This is a genomic window from Streptomyces alboniger, assembly GCF_008704395.1.
In the GTDB taxonomy this organism is placed as follows: domain Bacteria; phylum Actinomycetota; class Actinomycetes; order Streptomycetales; family Streptomycetaceae; genus Streptomyces; species Streptomyces alboniger.
Genome location: NZ_CP023695.1, coordinates 713,008 through 732,586 on the forward strand (window position 1 = coordinate 713,008; position 19,579 = coordinate 732,586).

Here is a 19,579-nt window from a genome sequence, read left to right on the forward strand (position 1 = left end):
CGGATCCTCACCGTTCGTTGTCGTGGTCGTGGCCGCCGGACGCGGCGTCTTCGTCGTACGCGCTCTGTTCGAGTTCGCTCAGCACCTGCTCCTCCACCAGCTCCGCCAGGGCGGCCACCGTGCGGGAGAGCAGGACGTCGCGGGGGGTGAGCGTGACCGCGAACGCGTCGTTGGCGCGGGAGGCGATGAGCAGGGCGCGCAGGGAGTCGCCGCCGAGCAGGAAGTAGTCGTCCTCGGCGCCCACGGCCGTCGTCTGGAGTGCCTCCTCCCAGATGGCCGCCACCGCCTCCTCGGTGGGGGTGCGGGGTGCCACGTACTCGGGCCGTTCCCGCTCCTGCGCCGGTGCCGGGGCGGGCAGGGCGGCCCGGTCGGTCTTGCCGTTCTCGGTGAGCGGGAAGCGGTCGAGCGCCACGAACGCGGACGGCACCATGTACCCGGGCAGCGAGCGGGCGGCCAGTTCCCGCAGTTCCGCCGGGGCCGGCGGCTGTGTGTCGGGGGCCGTGAGCAGGTGGGCGACCAGGCGCGGCAGGCCCGGTTCGTCCTCGCGTACGGTCACCACCGCGTCCAGTACGCCCGGGTGGCGAACCAGCGTCGCCTCGACCTCGCCCGCTTCGATGCGGTGGCCGCGCAGCTTGAGCTGGTGGTCCGTGCGGCCCAGGTAGTGCAGTTCGCCGGCGCTGTCGCGGCGCACCAGGTCGCCGGTGCGGTACATGCGGGTGCCGGGCGGCCCGAACGGGTCGGCGGTGAAGCGGGCCGCGGTCAGACCGGGCCGGCCGAGGTAACCGCGCGCCAGTGCCGGTCCGCTCAGCCACAGTTCGCCGATGACGCCGTCGGGGACCGGCCGCAGCCGGGCGTCGAGGACGTAGGCGCCGGTGGCGGGCAGCGGGCGGCCGATGGGCGGCGCGCTGCCGTCCGCCGCCAGCGGCGCGGACCAGGTGGCGACGACGGTGGCCTCGGTGGGGCCGTAGGAGTTGACCATGCGGTGGTGCGGCGCCCAGCGGGCGACGAGTTCGGGGCCGCACGCGTCGGCGCCGACGATGAGGGTTTTCAGGTCCGGCAGCGTGCCGGGGGTGTCGGGCGGCAGCGTGGCGAGCGCGGCCGGCGGGAGCAGGGTGTGGGTGATGTGCCCGGCTCGCAGGACGCCGGCGAGTTCGGCGCCGAGGAGCGGTCCCGGCCGGGGCACGACGAGCCGGGCACCGTGCGGCAGGGAGGCGCACAGCTCCAGCACGGAGGCGTCGAAGCTGGGGGTGGCGAAGGCCAGCACCCGGTCCCCCGGGGCGACCTGGTAGTGGGCCGCCTCGGCGGCGCTGAACGCGGCGAGCCCGCGGTGGGTGACGACGACCCCCTTGGGCGTACCGGTGGAGCCGGAGGTGTAGATGACGTAGGCCGGGTCGTCCAGGTCGAGCGGGCGGGTCCGGTCTGCGTCGGTGGGCCGGTGTCCGGGGACACCGTCCGGCGCGGCGGCGAGCAGGTCGGCGACCTCCAGGGCGTCGAGGGTCAGGGCGGGGGCGGCGTCGCTCAGCATCAGGGCGATCCGCTCCTTCGGGTAGGCCGGGTCGACGGGCAGGAACGCGGCGCCGGCCTTCGTCACCGCCAGTTGGGCGAGGACCATGTCCGCCGAGCGGGGCAGCAGCAGCGCCACGAGGTCGCCGGGTCCGGTACCCCGGGCGATGAGCCGGTGCGCGAGGCGGTTGGCCCGGTCGTCCGTCTCCGCGAAGCTCAGGGGCGCGCCGGACGCTTCGAGTCCTTCGAGGGCGGGTGCGGTCGGCCACCGGTCGACGGCGGCCTCGACGAGGGCGGGCAAAGTGGCCGCGGGCACCGGTCCGGTCGCGGGGCGTGCCGGGCCGCGCAGCAGCCGCTCGCGCTGCGCGGGCGGCAGGACGTCGAGGTCGTCCAGGCGGGCCGTGCCGTCCGAGGCGGCCAGGGCGTCCAGGGTGTGCAGCAGCTGCCCGGCCAGCGATTCGGCGCTGGACTCCTCGAAGTACCGCGGGTCGTAGCCGAGTTCGACGGTCAGCAGGTCGCCGGGCGAGACGACCACGGTGAGCGGGTAGTTGGTGGCCTCCCGGGCGTCCAGGTCCCGCAGGGCGAGTCCGTGCGCACCCGCGGTCGCGTCGCCGACGGGGTAGTTCTCGAAGACCACCAGGCTGTCGAACAGGCCGGTGCCCGAAGGCAGTTCGCCGAGGGCGTGCAGTGTGCTGAGGGGCAGGTGGTCGTGGCGGCGGTCCTCGGCGCGCGCCTCCTGGAAGGCGCGCAGCCAGGTGGAGCAGTCGGCGTCGCCGTCGACCTCGGCGCGGGCGGGCAGGGTGGTGATGAACAGGCCGGTGATGGTGTCGGCGCCGGGCAGATCGGCGGGGCGTCCGGAGACGGTGGTGCCGAAGCAGACCTCCCGCTCCCCGCTCCACCGTGCGAGGAGCAGCGCCCAGGCGCCCTGCACGAGGGAGTTGAGGGTGAGGCGGTTGCGGCGGGCGAACTCCTGGAGCCGACTGGTCCCTTCGGCGTCGAGCCGCCGGGACAGCCAGGTGCCGGAGCGGGCCGTGGCGTCCGGCGCGGGCCGCCGGTCGTACGGCAGCGGGGTCGGGCCGGTCAGGCCGGCCAGGGCCGCACGCCAGTGCTCCCGCGCCTGGTGGGTCTCGCGGGCGGCGAGCCAGGCGGCGTAGTCCGCGAACGGCCTGCGTTCGGGCAGGTGGGGCCGCTCGCCGCGGGTGAGGGCGGCGTGCGCGGCCGTGACGTCGGACAGGACGTGGAAGACGCTCCAGCCGTCCAGCAGGACGTGGTGGAAGGTCCACACCACGCGGACCGCGTCCGGGCCGAGCCTGACCAGGGCGAGCCGCAGCAGCGGGGCGCTCTCCAGGGCGATGCCCCGGGCCCGCTCGTCGGCGAGCAGCCCTTCCAGCTCCGCGGCCTGCCGGTCCGCCGGGATGGCGCTCCAGTCGTGCTCGGTGATCGGCAGCGTCACGTCCCGGTGGACCACCTGGAGCGGTACGGGTACGCCGCGCAGTGCTACGGAGGTGCGCAGCACGGGGGTGCGGTCGAGGACGTGCTGCCAGGCGGCGGCCAGGGTCCGCGGGTCGCGGGCGCCGTCCGCCACGAACGTGATCTGCTCGACGTACAGGCCGTGTTCCGCCTCGTCCAGTCCGTGCATCACCATGCCGGTCTGGGTGGGCGTGAGCGGGTAGATGTCCACTACGTCCGCCACATCCGCTCCCGTACCGACGAGCCGGTCGACGCCCGCCTGGTCCAGCGGGGCGAGCGGGAAGTCGGCGGGGGTGCGGCCGCCGGCCCCGGGCTCGCCGCAGTGCCGGACGATGGCGCGCAGTTCGTCGGTCAGCTCGCCCGCCAGCCGGGTGACGGTCTCCCGGTCGTGCACCTCGCGGGAGTACGACCAGGTGAACTCCAGCCGTTCCGCGCCGACTTGGCCGAGGACGTCGAGGAGGTGGGGCCGCTGCGCCGAGCGGTCCATGCCACCGGACAGACCGCCGTAGGGCGTGTGCAGCAGGCCGCCCGGCGTGCCGGTGCGGTCCTGCCGGCCCAGGTAGTTGAAGCAGACCGGCGGCAGGGCGGGCAGGTCGCGGCCGGCTGTGGGGTGCAGGAAGCGCAGCGCGCCGTAGCCGAGTCCGCCGTGCGGCACGGCCCGCAGGTTCTCCTTGACGGCCTTCAGCACGTTGCCGGTGTCCGCGTCCCGGGGCACGTCCAGGGCGACGGGGTACATGGCGGTGAACCAGCCGGTGGTCCGGGCGAGGTCGGTGTCCTCGAACAGTTCCTCGCGGCCGTGTCCCTCCAGGGTCACCGCCACCCGGTCCTGTCCGGTCCAGCGGGCCAGGACCCGGCCCAGCGCGCACAGCAGGACGTCGTTGACGCGGGTGCGGTACACGTCCGGCACGTCCTGGAGCAGCCGTCGGGTCTCCTCGGCGTCGAGGCCCGCGGTCACGCTCTCCTCGTCGGCGACGGTGTTCGCGCCGCCGGGGCGGTCGGCGGGCAGCGCGGGGGCGCCGTCGAGGCCGCGCCAGTGGGCGAGTTCGCCGTCGAAGCCGCCCGCCTCGGTGTGCTCGGCGAGCCGCCGCGCCCATGCCCGGAACGACGTGCTCTTCGGGGCGAGAGCGGGCCGTGCGCCGTCCCGCAGCGCGTCGTAGGCGGCGTCCAGGTCCTCCAGGACCAGGCGCCAGGACACGGCGTCCACGACGAGGTGGTGGGCGGCGAGCAGCAGCACGGGCCGCCTGCCGTCCCCCGGTCGGCACAGCGCGGCCCGCAGCAGCGGCCCGCCGGCCAGATCGAAGCCGGCGCCGAGGGCGTCGGCCACCTCGTCGGGCGCCGTCCGGTCGTGCACCTCCAGGTGGACGTCACGGTCGTCGGGCGGGGTGCCGTACTGCCGCCACCGGCCGTCACTCGTCAGCTCGAAGCGCATCCGCAGGGCGTCGTGGTGTTCGAGTACGGCGTACAGGGCGGCGCGCAGCAGCCTCTCATCGGTATCTGCGGCCAGCTCGAAGGAGACCGTCTGGCTGAAGTGGGCGGGGTCGCCCGTGAGGGTGTCCAGGAGCCAGTGCTGTACGGGAGTGAGCGGGGCGTCGCCGGTCACCGGACCCTGCTCGGCGGTGGCTGTGGCGGTGTCGGGCATTCGCTCGGCCGCGACGGCGAGTTCGGCGAGCGTCTGGTGGGTGAACAGGTGCCGGGGGGTCAGGGCGAGTCCGGCCCTGCGGGCGGCGGAGACGATCTGGATGCCGAGGACGGAGTCGCCGCCGAGCGTGAAGTAGTTGTCGTCCGCGCCGACTTCGGGCACGCCGAGCACCTCGCACCAGATGGCGGCGAGGGTCTGCTCGGCCTCCGTACGCGGCGGCCTGCCACCCGCGCCGGTGGTCGGCGCGGCCCACTCGGGCACGGGCAGCGCCCGGCGGTCGAGCTTGCCGGTGGCACCGAGCGGGAGCCGCTCCAGCGGAACGAAGAGGGCGGGCAGCAGGTGCTCGGGAAGACTCCGGGCGAGGAAGGCGCGGAGTTCGCCGGTGTCGGGCACAGCGGCGGGGCGGTGTTGCGGGTGAGCGGCGGGGGTCGGCCGGTCCGTGTCCCCGACCGGTCCGGAGGTTCCCGCCTCGTCGGCGGACGCGGGCACGGGAGTTGAACCCCCGGCCACACCCACTCCCTCGGCCCGTGCGGGAACGGGGGCCGTGCGGGCCACCACGTAACCAATCAGGCGGCGGTGCCCTGCGTGTTCGACGACGCGGGCCGCTGCCGCCGCCACCGCCGGGTGGCGGGCCAGCGCCGCCTCCACCTCGCCGAGTTCGATGCGGAAGCCACGCACCTTGACCTGGTCGTCCCCCCGGCCGAGATAGACGAGGTCGCCGTCGGCCGTCCAGCGGACCAGGTCGCCGGTGCGGTACATGCGGCTGCCGGGCGGGCCGAACGGGTCGGGCAGGAACCGGGTGGCGGTCAGGCCGGGGCGGCGCAGGTAGCCGCGGGCGACGCCGGTTCCGGCGAGGAACAGTTCGCCGGGCGCGCCGGCGGGTACCGGGCGCAACCACTCGTCCAGGACGTAGGCGCGGGCCCCGCCGAGCGGCCGCCCGATCGGCGGATCGCGGTCGGGGTCGGCCGGGTCGCAGGTGAAGGCGGTGGCGTAGACGGTGGCCTCGGTGGGGCCGTAGATGTTGCGCACCTGGCTGCCGGGTACGGCCGCGCGGACCCGGCCGACGGTCCGGGCGGGCAGCCCCTCCCCCGCGAGGACGACGGTGTCCGCGGTGACGTCGACGGCGTCCTCGGCGAGCAGCCGGTCCAGGGCCGAGGGCACCGCGCTGAGCAGTCCGGCCCGCCAGGGCCCGGGGCGTTCGGCGAGGGCCAGCAGGTCGCGGACGACCTCCACGCAGCCGCCGGACAGGAGCGGCGAGAAGATCTCGAACACCGACACGTCGAAGTTGAGCGAGGTGGACGCGACCACGTGCTCGAGGCCGCGCCCGGTGAACTCGGCGGCCGCCCAGTCGGTCAGGGCGCGCACGGACGCGTGGCTGACGACCACTCCCTTGGGGCGTCCGGTGGAACCGGAGGTGTGGATGACGTAGGCCGGGTGGGCGGGCAGCAGCGTGGCGCGGCGCTCGGCGTCGCCGACGGGGGTGTCCGGCAGGTCGGTGCCGGGCTCCTCGTCGAGCATGATCCGGGCGTACGGCCCCTCGGGCAGCCGGCCCGCGGTCTCGGTGGCCGTGATCACGGCGTCCGGCCGTACGTCCTCGAAGAGGAACGCGACGCGCTCGGCGGGGTACTGCGGGTCGACCGGCAGGTAACCGGCGCCGCTCTTCAGCACCGCGAGGAGCGCTACGACCAGGTCGGCGGTGCGGGGCAGGCAGAGCGCGACGAAGCGTTCGGGTCCGGCGCCGGCGGCGATGAGCAGCCGGGCCAGCCTGTTGGAGCGGGCGTCGAGTTCGCGGTAGCTGAGGCAGCTGTCGGCGTGGCGGACGGCCGGGGCGTCGGGTGTGCGCTCGGCCTGCCGCCGGAACGCCTCGGGCAGGGTGTCGTGCGGGGCCTCGGCCACCCGTCCGCCGAAGCGGGCCACCAGGTCGCGTCCCTCAGCCGGGTCCAGCAGGGGCAGGTCGGCCAGGCGGCGGTCCGGCGCGTCGGCCATGGCGGCCAGCAGGGCGCACAGGCTCCCGCCGAGCGCCTCGACCGTGCCGGTGTCGAAGGCGGCCGGGTCGTAGTCCAGGTTCACGGCCAGGCTGTCGCCGGGCGCGACGACCACGCTGAGCGGGTAGTTCGTCGGTTCCAGGTCCCGCTCCTGCTCCATGGCCAGGCCGTGCCGGGCCAGGGCGCCCTCGTCGAAGGGGTAGTTCTCGAAGACCACGATGGAGTCGAACAGGGCGGTGCCGCCGGGTACGTCGCTCCACGACTGGACCTGCGCCAGCGAGACGAAGTCGTGGCGCCGGGCCTCCGCCTGGGCGTCCTGGAGTTCGCGCAGCCAGTCGAGGAGCCCGCGTCGCCCGTCGATACGGGCCCGGGTGGGCAGGGTGTTGATGAACAGGCCGACCATCGAGGTGACGCCGGGCAGGTCGGCGGGCCTGCCGGAGACGGTCGTGCCGAACACCACGTCCTCGCCACCGCCGTAACGGGACAGCAGCAGCGCCCACGCGCCCTGGACGACCGTGTTGAGGGTCAGTCCGGCCTGTTGGGCGGTCTCCCGCAGCCGTGCCGAGACGTCCGCGCCGAGGGCCGTCCGCACGGACCCGGAGGAAGAGGCGCGGTACGCCTCGGCGGGCCGCCGGTCGCGGGGCAGTTCGGTGGGCGCCTGGAAGCCGGCGAGGGTGGTGCGCCAGTACCGCTCGGCGCGGGCGGTGTCCCGCCCGGACAGCCAGCGCAGGTAGTCGGAGAAGGGCCGGCGCCCTGGCAGCTGTGGGCGGCGCCCGGCCGTCAGGGCGGCGTACCGCTCGCACACCTCGTCGAAGACCTGGGCCGCGCTCCAGCCGTCGAGCAGGACGTGGTGGAAGGTCCACACCAGCCGGACCCGGTCCGCCGTCAGCCGGATCAGCGTCAGCCGCATCAGGGGCGCGGCGCCCAGGTCGACGCCGTCCTCCCGGTCCTCGGCGAGCAGCCGGTCCAGCTCCCGCGTGCCGCGCTCGGCGGACCATCCGGTCCAGTCGTGGTGGGTGACGGGCACGGTGGCCCGGCGCCGGACGACCTGGAGGGGTTCCGCGGTCTCCTGCCACACGAGGTGGGTACGCAGCACGGGGTTGGCGTCGGCGGTGTGCTGCCACGCCTCTGCGAGCGCGTGCGGGTCGGTGACGCCGGACAGGACGAGCTGCACCTGGTTGACGTAGGTGCGGCTGTCGGCGTCGAGCAGGCTGTGGAAGAGCATGCCGGCCTGCATCGGCGTCAGCGGGTAGATGTCGTCGATGTCGCGGCCGTCGCCGACGATCCGGTCCACGGCGGTCTGGTCGAGGCGGGCCAGCGGGAAGTCCGACGGCGTACGGCCGCCCGCGTCGGGCAGGGCGCAGTGGGCGACGATGCCGCCGAGTGCCCGGAGCATGGCGTCGGCCAGCGCGGTGACGGTCTTCTCGTCGTGCCGTCCGGCGCTGTAGTACCAGGTGATCTCCAGCTGGTCGTCCTCGACCCGGGCCACGACGTCGATCAGGTGCGGGCGTTCGGTGTCCGGTGCCTCGGCGCCGCCCAGGCCGCCGGGCACGGCCGCAACCAGGGTGCCGGCGTCGGCGGACCAGTCGAAGCGGCCCAGGTAGTTGAAGCTGATGCCGGGCTCGGGAGCGCCGGTGAGCCGTTCCTCGCGGGCGAGGTGGCGCAGCACACCGTAGCCCAGTCCGCGCTCGGGCACGGCCCGCAGCTGCTCCTTCACCGATTTCAGCGCGGTGCCCCATGAGCCGCTCGGGACCGAGAGCGCGAGGGGGAAGAGCGAGGTGAACCAGCCGACCGTGCGGGACAGGTCGATGTCCTCGAACAGCTGGTCCTCGCGGCCGTGCCCCTCCAGGCCGACGGCGACGGTCTCGCGTCCGGTCCAGTCGCCGAGGACCCGGCCCAGCGCGGTGAGCAGGACGTCGTCGACGCGGGTGCGGTAGACGCCGGGGACGCGGCGCAGGAGGCCGTCGGTGTGTTCGCGGCCGAGGCGGACGGTGACCTCGCGGACGTCGGCCGTGGTGTTGCCGCCCTCGCGGTCCACGGGCAGCGGGTCGGCGCAGGCCCGGGCGGTGTGCTCCCAGTGGCCGAGCTGCGCGGCGAAGCGGTCGTCGTCGCGCAGCCGGGCGGCCCATTCCCGTACGGAGGTGGTGCGGGCGGGCAGCCGTACGGGTCCACCGCCGGCGGCCTGACGGTAGGCGGTCTCCAGGTCTTCCAGGAGGATGCGCCAGGAGACGCCGTCGACCACCAGGTGGTGGGCGACGAGCAGCAGCCGGGCGGGCCGGGGGCCGTCGGCGGTGAACAGCCGGGCGGTGAGCAACGGCCCTGTGTCGAGTCGGAGTTGACTGTGTGCCGCCGTGGTGGCGCTCTCCTCGTCCGCCGGGTCGTGGACCTGGAGCAGGTCGGGTATCTGGGCGTCGGCGGCGCCGATGTCCTGCCGCCAGGCGCCCTCGTCGTCGCGGAGGAACCGGGCGCGCAGGGCGTCGTGGTGCGTCCACAGGGCGGTGAGGGCGGCGCGCAGGGCGTCCTCGTCGACGGCGTCGGCCGTCTCGATGACGACGGACTGGTTGAAGAAAGCGGGGTGCGCCGGCCGCGGGTCGAGGAACCAGCGCTGGATCGGCAGGAGGTCCGCCGCTCCGGTGACGGGTGCGGTGCCCGCGACGGCGGGCGCGGCGCCGCCGGTGGCCGCGGCCAGTTCGGCCACGGTGGGGTGCCGGAAGAGGTCGCGGGGGCTGAGGGCGAGCCCTGCGGCGCGGGCCCGGGAGACCACCTGGATGCTGAGGATGGAGTCGCCGCCCAGCATGAAGAAGTTGTCGTCCACGCCGATCAGGGTCACGCCGAGCAGCTCGGCCCAGATCCCGGCGAGGACGCGCTCCGTCTCGGTGCGCGGGGCGCGGTGGGCCCGGTCGACGCCCGCCGACCAGTCGGGTACGGGCAGTTGCCGCCGGTCGACCTTGCCGTTGGCCGTCAAAGGCAGCTCGGGCACGGTGACGAACGCGGCGGGCAGCATGTAGTCGGGCAGCCCGGCGGCCAGGTGGGCGCGCAACTCGGCGGCGGTGGGCGGCTCGGCGGCCAGGTCAGCGCGCAACTCGGCGGCGGCCGGGACGAGGTGGGCGGCCAGCCGCTTGCGTCCGCCGTCGTCGTACAGGGAGACGACGGCCTCGGCGACGGCCGGGTGGGCGGTGAGCCTGGCCTCGATCTCGGCGGGTTCGACGCGGAAGCCGCGGATCTTGATCTGGTCGTCCGCGCGGCCGACGAAGTGCAGTTCGCCGTCGGCGCTCCAGCGGACGATGTCGCCGGTGCGGTACATGCGGGTGCCAGGCGGGCCGTAGGGGTCGGCGAGGTAGCGGGCGGCGGTCGCGCCGGGCCGCCCCGCGTAGCCCCGGGCCAGGCCGGCGCCCGCGATGTACAGCTCGCCGGGGATGCCCGGCGGTTGCGGCTGGAGGGCGTTGTCCAGGACGTACACGCGGGTGTTGTCGAGCGGGCGTCCGATGGGCAGCACCGCGGGCAGCGGGCCGCCGGAGCGGAAGACGCGGCGGGTGGCGAAGGTGGTGGTCTCGGTGGGGCCGTAGCCGTCGACGACGGTCAGGCCGGGGCAGGCGTCGAGGACCCGGCGCACCACCGCGCCCGGCACGGCCTCGCCGCCCGTCCACACCTCGCGGGCACCGCGCAGGCAGCCGGGGTCCTCCTGGGCGAGCAGGCGGAACAGGCCCGCGGTCAGCCACAGGCAGCTCACCCGTTGTTCCGTGACGGCTTGCCGGACGTGGGCGGCGTCCAGGTCGGCGGGCGGGGCGAGGACTGCCGTACCGCCGCGCAGCAGCGGCACCCACACCTCGTAGGTGGCGGCGTCGAAGGCGTGCGGCGAGTGGACGAGGACCCGGTCGTGCCCGGCGAAGGCCCGGTCGAGGGCGAGCGCGGCGACGTCCCGCTGGCGTACCGCGACGCCCTTGGGCGTGCCGGTGGAACCCGAAGTGAACATCAGGTACTGGACGTTGTCGGGGTGCACGGCCCGGTCGGGCGCGGGGCCGGTGGGCCCAAAGGTGCCGTCGGCGCGCAGGACGCGGTCGCCGGACAGCACGTCGTGGGCCGTCGCCTCCCAGGCGGCGTCGGTGAGCAGCAGGCCGGCCCCGGCCTCGGCCAGGGTCCCGCGCAGCCGCTCGGCCGGCGCCCTGCCGTCCAGGGGCACGTACACGCCGCCGGTGCGCACGAGCGCAAGCTGGGTGACGATCAGGTCGACGGAGCGGTCCATGAGGACACCGACCGGGTGCTCCGGGCACACCCCGGCCCCGGCCAGCCGGGCAGCCAACCCGGCGGCGCGGGTGTCGAGTTCGCGGTAGGTGAGGTGCTCGTCCCCGGATTCCAGGGCCACGGCGTCGGGGGTGCGGCGCGCCTGGGCGGCGAAGAGGCCGGCGACGGTGCTGTCGGGCAGGTCGGTGGCGGTGTCGTTCCAGGCGTGCAGGACCTGTTCGCGGCGGTCGGGGCCGAGCAGCGGCAGCCGGGCGGGCGGGCGCCGTGAGCCGGTGGTCATGCCGGTGAGCAGGACGGTGAGGTATTCCGCCATGCGCCCGGCCGTGTCGGCGTCGAACAGCTCGGGGTCGTAGCCGAGGCGCAGGCCCAGCTCCGTACCCGGGTAAGCGGTCAGGCTCAGTGGGTAGTTGGTGGTCTCGACGCCTTCCAGGCCGCTCAGGCGCAGTCCGTGGGTGGCGGCGAGGTCGTCGTCCACCGGGTAGTTCTCGAAGACGACGATGCTGTCGAAGAGGCCGACGCGCTCGGGGAGTTCGGTGAACGTCTTCATCCGGGTGAGCGGCAGGTGGTCGAAGCGCCGGTCCTCGCTCTGGTCGTGCTGGAGCGCGCGGAGCCAGTCGAGCAGGGTGCCGTGGCCGGGGACGGTGACCCGGGTGGGCAGGGTGGTGATGAACAGACCGGTCATGGCCTCGGCGCCGGGCAGCTCGGGTGGCCGGCCGGACACGGTGGTGCCGAACACCACGTCGTCGCGGCCCGCCTGCCGGGCGAGGAGCAGTGCCCAGGCGCCCTGCACCAGGGTGTTCAGGGTGAGTCCTGAGGTGCGGGCCAGCTCTTCCAGCGCCCGCGTGCCGGCCGCGGGCAGGGTGCCGTGGACCGCGTGCGTGGACTCGGCGCGGTGGGCCTCGCGCGGCTCGCGGTCGTAGGGCAGCGGCGTGGCCTCGCTCAGGCCGGACAGGCGGCGCCGCCAGTGCCGTTCGGCCGCTTCCCGGTCGCGCCCCCGCAGCCAGGAGACGTACTCCCGGTAGGACGGGCGGTGCGGGAGGGCGGCGTCGGGTCCCGCGTGGCGGGCGAAGACGTCCGAGAGCACCTGGAACATGCTCCAGCCGTCGAGCAGCAGGTGGTGGAAGGACCACACCACGCGCACGGCGGTGTCGGAGACGCGGGCGAGCAGCAGGCGCTGGAGCGGGGCCCGCCCGAGGTCGATGCCGTCGGCGCGGTCCCGGACGAGCAGGTCGTCGAGGCGGGCCCGGCACTCGTCCTCCGCCAGGTCGCGCCAGTCCACGTGGTCGACCGGCACGGCCACGTGGCGCTCCACCACCATCAGCGGTTCGGGTACGTCCTGCCAGACGACCCGGCCACGCAGCACCTCGGTGCGGTCGGTGACGTGCTGCCAGGCCGCGGCGAGGGCCGCCGGGTCGGGCACGCCGTCCAGGACGAACGTCAGCTGCTGGACGTAGACGCCGCGGTCGTCCTGGGACAGGCCGTGGAAGAGCATGCCCGCCTGGGTGGGCGTGAGCGGCAGGACGTCGGCCACCGCGGCCGGGTCCGCGCCGGCGATGCGGTCCACGGCGGCCTGGTCGAGCCGGACGAGCGGGAAGTCGGACGGGGTGCGCCCTGCGGCGCCCGGCCGGTTGGCGTGCCGGGCCAGGTCGGTGAGCGCGTCGCTGAAGCGCCCGGCGAGGTCCGCGACCACGTCCTCGCGGCCCGGCAGGTCGGCGTAGAACCAGGTGAACTCCAGGGCGTCGCCCACGAGTTGGCCGACGACCTCGACGGCATGCGGGCGCTCGGCCGCCGGGTCGGCGTCCAGCTCCAACGGGCGTACGGTGCCTTGGTAGAGGCTGTCGGGATCCTCCGGTGTGTCCATGCGGCCCAGGTAGTTGAAGCTGATCTGCGCGGCCTCGGTGCGCGGCGGCGCCCCGTCACCGGCCAGCCGGAGAAGCACGTCGTGGCCGAGGCCGTTGCGGGGTACGGCGCGCAGCTGCTCCTTGACCTGCTTCAGTACGGTGTCCCAGCCGGCGTCCTCGGGGACGGCGAGCGCGACGGGGTGGCGGGTCGTGAACCAGCCGACCGTGCGGCTGATGTCCAGCCCGGCGAACAGCTCCTCGCGGCCGTGTCCCTCGACGTCGACCACCACCCGCTCCCGGCCGCTCCAGCCGCACAGGGCCCGGCCGAGCGCGCCGAGCAGGACGTCGTTGGCCTGGGTGCGGTAGGTGTCGGGCAGGGTGCGCAGCAGGGCCGAGGTCGCCTCGGCGCCGAGGCGCACGGTGAGCGAACGCTGCTCGGCGTAGGTGCCGGGGCCGCCCGTCGGACCGGCGGGCAGGGCGGGCCCGGTGTCGGGTACCGCCTCGGCCCAGTACGCGCGCTCGTCGTCGAAGCCGCCGTCCGCCGCGTGGGCGCTCAGTCTGCGGGCCCACTGCCGCAGCGGCGAGGACTTCGCGGGCAGCGCCGCCACGCCGTCCCCGCCCGCGCATCGGGCCCGGTAGGCGCGGTCCAGGTCTTCGAGGAGCAGGCGCCAGGAGACTCCGTCGACCACCAGGTGGTGCACGGTGAGGTGCAGTACGGGGGGCAGGTCCGTGCCGGTGTCGTGCAACACGGCCCGCAGCAGCGGTCCTTGGGCGAGGTCGAACGGGCCGAAGTGCGGGGTGTCCGTCTCCGGGCCGGTGTGGCGGGCCAGGAGCAGGCGGGGGGTCTGCTCGTCGATGTGCCATCCGACCTGCTCGCCGGTGGTGAAGCGGGAGCGCAGGGCGTCGTGGTGGGCGACCAGGTCGTTCAGCGCGTCCTCCAGCGCCGCCGGGTCCAGGTCGGCGGGCATCCGCAGGGACAGCGCCTGGGAGAAGTGGCCTGCGCCCTCGCCGACGGCGTCGAACAGCCAGTCCTGGATGGGCGTCAGGGGGGCCGGGCCGGTGGGCGCCTCGGGCGCGGGCGCGGCTTCGCGCGGGCCGGCCGCCGCGTCCGCGCAGTGCGCGAGGGCGGCCACGGTCTGGTGCTGGTAGAGGTCCCGGGAGGTGAGCGGCAGGCCCTCCTGCCGGGCACGGGCCACCACCTGGATGCTGAGGATCGAGTCGCCGCCGAGTTCGAAGAAGTTGTCGTCGACGCCGATGCGTCGCTCCCGCAGCACCTCCGCCCAGATCGCGGCGAGGGTGCGCTCGGTGGGCGTGCGGGGCGTGACGTGGCGTACCGCGCGCACGGCGGGGCCGGGGTCGGGGAGCCGCCCCCGGTCGAGCTTGCCGTTGGGGTTGAGCGGCAGGGCGTCCAGCACGACGACGGTCGCGGGGACCATGTAGTCGGGCAGCGTACGGCCGAGGTCGCGGCGCACCGCGTCGGGCTCGGTGTGCTGCCCGGGGGCCGGGACGACGTAGCCGGCCAGACGCCGGTGACCCTCGCCGTCGGTGGCGACGACGGCCGCCGCCTCGGCCACGCCCGCGCAGCCGCGCAGCGCCTCCTCCACCTCGCCCAGCTCTATGCGGAAACCGCGCACCTTGACCTGCTGGTCCATACGGCCCACGTATTCGAGTGCGCCGTCGGACCGCCTGCGCACCAGGTCACCGGTGCGGTACATGCGCTCCCCCGGCGCGCCGAACGGGTCGGCGAGGAACCGGGCGGCGGTGAGTCCGTGCCGGTTCAGGTAGCCGCGGGCCAGGCCGCCGCCCCCGAGGTACAACTCGCCGGTGACACCGACGGGCTGCGGTCGCAGGGCGGCGTCCAGGACGTAGGTGCGGGTGAGTGCCACCGGGTCGCCGATGGGCGGGGCCTGCTCCGGCGGCCCGTCGTCGGCGAACCAGGCGGTGGCGTACACGGTGGCCTCGGTGGGGCCGTAGATGTTGGCGATCCGGCAGCCGGGCATGGCGACCCTCAGGTCCTGCACGGTCTGGGCGGGCAGGGCCTCGCCGGCGAGGACGACGGTGTCGGCGGTCAGGGGTGCCGAGCCGCCCGCGACGAGCCGGGAGACGACGGACGGCACGCCGCTGAGGAGCGTGGCGCGCCGGGGCCCCGTGCCGTCGGCGAGGGCCGGCAGGTCGGCGACCACCTCGACGGTGCCGCCGGCCACCAGGGGGCAGAACAGTTCGAACACCGAGACGTCGAAGTTGAGGGAGGTGGAGGCGATCACGTGGGACAGGCCCTCGGGCCCGAACCGCTCCCCCGCCCACGCGGCCAGCGCGGCGGCACTGCGGTGGCTGACCATGACGCCCTTGGGTCGGCCTGTGGAACCCGAGGTGTAGATGACGTACGCGGGATGGTCGGGCAGCAGCGGGCGGAGCCGGTCGGCGTCGGTCAGTGCGGTGTCGGGCACGGCGGTGTCGGGCACGTCCGGCGCGGCGCACTCCTCAAGGAGCAGCGGCGCGCACTCCGGGGGCAGCGCGGAGGCGGTCTCCCGGGTGGCGAGTACGAGGGTGGGCCGGGCGTCGTCGAGCATGAAGCGGACCCGCTCGGCGGGGTAGTCCGGGCCGACCGGGAGGTAGCCGGCACCGGAGGCGAGCACCGCCCAGAGCACGGGCACGAGGTCGGCGGAGCGCGGCAGGCAGAGCGCGACCAGGGTCTCGGGCCCGGCGCCGCGCGCGACGAGCAGCCGGGCGAGCCGGGCGGCGCGCCGGCTGACCTCGGCGTACTCCAGCCTGACCGGACCGCAGATGACGGCGGTACGGTCCGGGGTCCGGGCAGCCTGGGCGTGGAGCAGGTCGGGCAGCGTGTTGGCGCCGGTGTCCCGCGCTGTACGAGCGGGCGGGTTCCATCTGTCCACCAGCGTGCGCTGTTCCTCGGCGGAGAGCATGGGCAGTTCGGTCAGCCTGCGGCCCGGGCCGTCGGCCATGCCTTGAAGGAGCCGATGCAGATGGGCGGTCATCCGGGCCACGGTCGCCGGGTCGAACAGGTCCGTGTTGAACTCGACGGTCAGCTCGCAGCCGCCGTCCGCGTCCGGGGTGAACTCCAGGACCAGGTCGAAGCGGGCGGCCGGGCGGGGCAGCGGATGTCCGGTGACGCGCAGACCACCGGCGAGCGGCGGTGCGCAAGGTGCGGTCTGCTGTACGACGAGCACCTGCACCAGCGGGGTGCGGCTCGGGTCCCGGGGCGGGGCCAGCTCCTCCACCACCCTGTCGAACGGGGCCCCGTCGTGGGCGAAGGCGTCAAGCACCGTCGTCCGCATCGTCTCCACGAACCGGTCCACGGTGGTGCGCTCGTCCACTTCGCCGCGCAGGACCACGGTGTTGGCGAAGAAGCCCGGCACGTCCTCCAGGTCCCGGCGTCCCCGCCCGTTGGTGATGGTGCCGAAGGCGACGTCCCGCTGGCCCGAGTAGCGGGAGAACAGCAGCGCGGCGGCGCCCGCGAACAGGGTGAACACCGTGGTGCCGCGGCCCGTCGCCAGTTGCCGCAGCCGGGCCGTCAACTCGGCCGACAGCATGTGCCGGTGGGCCGCTCCGGACGTGGTGCGTACGGCGGGGCGCGGCCGGTCCGTGGGCAGCTCCAGGTGCTGGAGGTCCGCCAAGTGCCGCTTCCAGTAGGCCAGGTCGGCGGCGTCCGTGTCACCAGTCCGCTGCCGCCGCTCCCAGACCGCGAAGTCCGGGTACTGAACGGCGGGTCGCGCCAGCCCGTCCGGTTCGCCGGTGGTCTGTGCGTGGTAGAGGGCGGCGAGTTCGCGGGTCAGGATACCGACGGACCAGCCGTCGGTGACGATGTGGTGCTGGGCCAGGAGCAGCAGGTGGTCATCGGCGGCGAGACGGACGAGCAGCGCCCGGGTGAGCGGTCCGGTAGCCAGGTCGAACGGGCGGCCCAGCTCCTCGGTGAGCAGTTCTTCGGCGGCCTCGGTGCGGCGTGCGTCGGGTACGCCGGTGAGATCGGCCGTCCGCAGGGGCACGTCCGGCTCCGCCGCGACACGCTGGACGCCCTGGCCGTCGACCGTGGGGAACGTGGTGCGCAAGGAATCGTGCCGGGCCGCGAGACGGTGCAGGGAGCGGTGCAGCGCGTCCGGGTCGAGGGCGCCGCGCAGCCTGAGGGACGCGCCGGTGTTGTACTCGGCGCCGCCCGCGGTGAGGTCGTCGAGGTACCACAGGCGCCGCTGCGCGCTGGACAGCGGCAGTCCGCCCTCGCGGGGGGCCGGCGGGATCGGATCCGGGGGCGCGGCGGCCGACGGGTCGGCGAGCAGGGGTGCGAGCGCGGCGATCGTCCGCGCGGTGAACACGTCCCGCACGGTGAGCCGGACGCCCAGGTCGTCCCGGACGCGGGCGAGGATGCGGGCGGCGAGGAGCGACTCACCGCCCAGGTCGAAGAAGTCGTCGGTGACGCCGACGGTGTCGACGCCCAGGACTTCCGCCCAGATCCCGGCGAGGGCACGCTCCTGATCCGAACGCGGCGGCACATGGCCGGCCGATGCCTCCCGCTCCGGGGCGGGCAGGGCCCGCCGGTCGATCTTGTGCTGCGGGGTGAGCGGCATCCGGTCGAGCACCACCACGGCGGACGGCACCATGTGCCCGGGCAGCACGGCCGCGACGGCGGCGCGCAGGGCGGCGGGGTCGAGGGCGTGCGGGGCGGGCTTGGGGGCGGGGTCGGTGCCGGTGTCGATGTCGGTGTCGGTGGAGCGGGCGGGGTCGGCAGTGCCGGTGGAGGGAGCCCGGGTGGCGGCGGTGACGTAGGCGACGAGGCGGTGGTGGCCCGGTACGTCCTCGCGTACCACGACCACGGCCTCGCCGACGGCTCCCGCTCCGATCCGGCGCAACGCCGCCTCGATCTCGCCCGGCTCGATCCGGAAGCCACGGATCTTCACCTGCCGGTCCAGTCGGCCCAGGAACTCCAGCTCTCTCCCGGTAGTCCACCGCACCCGGTCACCGGTGCGGTACAGGCGCGCTCCGGGCGGACCGAAGGGGTCGGCGACGAAGCGTGCCGCCGTCAGTCCCGGGCGGCGCAGGTAGCCGCGGGCCACCGCGTCGCCACCCACGAACAACTCGCCGTCGGCCCCGGGTGGCACGGGCCGCATCGCGGCGTCCAGGACGTACACGCGGGTGTGCGGCAGGGCGCCGCCGATCGTCGGCGTACCGCTGCCCGCGGTGAGCGGCCCGGTCCAGGTGGCGACGATGGTGGCCTCGGTCGGGCCGTAGGAGTTGATCATCCGGCGGCCGGGTGCCCAGCGGTCCACGAGCCCGGCCGGGCAGGCCTCGGCGCCCACGATCAGCGTGCGCAGATGGCGGGCGGTGCCCCGTGCGGGGTCGGGCAGAGAGGCCAGTGCGGCGGGCGGGATGAGCGCGTGGGTGATGCGGTGCTCGTCCAGGACCTCGGCGAGTTCGTCGCCCAGCCAGGGTCCGTCGGGCGGTACGACGAGCGTCGCACCGGCCAGGACGGAGACGCACAGCTCCAGGACGGAGGCGTCGAAGCTCGGCGACGAGAACTGGAGCACTCGGTCACCGGGGCCCACCGCGTACCGCTCGGCGGCGGCCGAGGTGAAGCCGCCGATGCCGCAGTGGGTCACCGTCACACCCTTGGGAGTGCCGGTGGAACCGGAGGTGTAGATGACGTAGGCCGCGTGGTCGGCGTCGACGCCGGTGTCGGTGCTGACCGTGTGCCCCGCGGCGCGTTCGGTGTCTTCGGTGGCCTCTGCGGCTTCGGTGGCCAGGAGTTCACCCACCCGGCGCGGATCGTCCAGGGTGAGAGCGGGCGCGGCGTCGGCGAGCATCAGCGCACGGCGCTCGGCGGGGTAGGCGGGGTCCACGGGCAGGAAGGCGGCGCCCGCCCGGGTGACGGCCAGCTCCGCCGCGATCAGCTCCATGGAACGGGGCAGCACCAGGGCCACCACCCGGTCCGGTCCCGCTCCCCGGGCTATCAGGTGCGCGGCCAACCGGTCGGTACGGTCGGCCAGTTCGCGGTAGGTCCAGGTCCGTCGGCCGTCGGTGAGGGCCGGCGCGTCCGGGGTCCGGGCCACCCAGGCGGTGAACAACTCGCCGAGCGTCGGATACGCCGCAGCCGCCCCGTTCTCCTGAGCGTCGGCGGCGGGGCCGCCCTGCGGCAGGGAGGACGCCGGTGCGGGCTTGTCGTGCAGGTCCGTCATGGGTGAAGTCCTTCTGGAGAGCGGGGCGATGCGGCGCGGGCCACGCGGACGGTCCCGGCCTCGCCTGGTGGGCGGTGCGCTGGACCGGACGTGACACACGGGGTGTGCGCGGCGGTGCGGACGTGCGGGAGGTGCGGCGGAACGGGGTGGTCACCTGGTGCGGAGCGGACGGGATACGGCGGGGTGGTGCGGTGGCCGACAGGCGTGGGCCGGTGACGGAACCGTGGCTGCGACGAACGACTCGCCGGTTCCGGTGGTGGGCCACCCTGGGGAGCGGTCCACCACCGGAACCGCCGGGAGGGCCGGGGCATCCGGTGACCGCGGCCACCGGCGGCGTCCGTGTCCGCCGGGCCTGACGACCGGACCACCGAGCCCAGCGGCCGAACGGTCGAGCCCGGTGGCCGAACCACCAGCCGATCACCCGAATCACCGGGCCCGGTAGCCGGACCACAGAGCCGGTCGGGACCACGCAGCCCGGTGGCCGAACGCCGGCCGGTTGCCCGCACCACCAGGCCCGCTTCCCGAACCCTCGGCCCGAACCCGGAACGGCACAGCACGGCACGGCACGGCCCGAGTACGGGAACGCCACGACCCGAGGATCGGAACCGCCCGGCCCACGAACCGACCGGCCCACGAACCGCCCGACCCCACGCACCGACCCGCCGCCCAGGCAACCGGCCCCTGGACTCGTCCCCGACCACCTGCGGGCCCGGC

General features: G+C 75.1%; 1 protein-coding gene. It reads right to left on the reverse strand.

Features of this window, described 5'->3' with window-relative positions:
* Positions 1 to 7: 7 nt before the first annotated feature.
* Positions 8 to 18,865 (reverse strand): non-ribosomal peptide synthetase, encoded by an 18,858-nt coding sequence (locus tag CP975_RS03005; RefSeq protein ID WP_150476550.1) that lies wholly within the window; start codon positions 18,863 to 18,865, stop codon positions 8 to 10.
* Positions 18,866 to 19,579: the final 714 nt, after the last annotated feature.

Excerpts from the sequence above, each read along its gene's own strand:
- CP975_RS03005 (WP_150476550.1), bottom strand. The coding sequence starts at position 18,865 with ATGACGGACCTGCACGACAAGCCCGCACCGGCGTCCTCCCTGCCGCAG.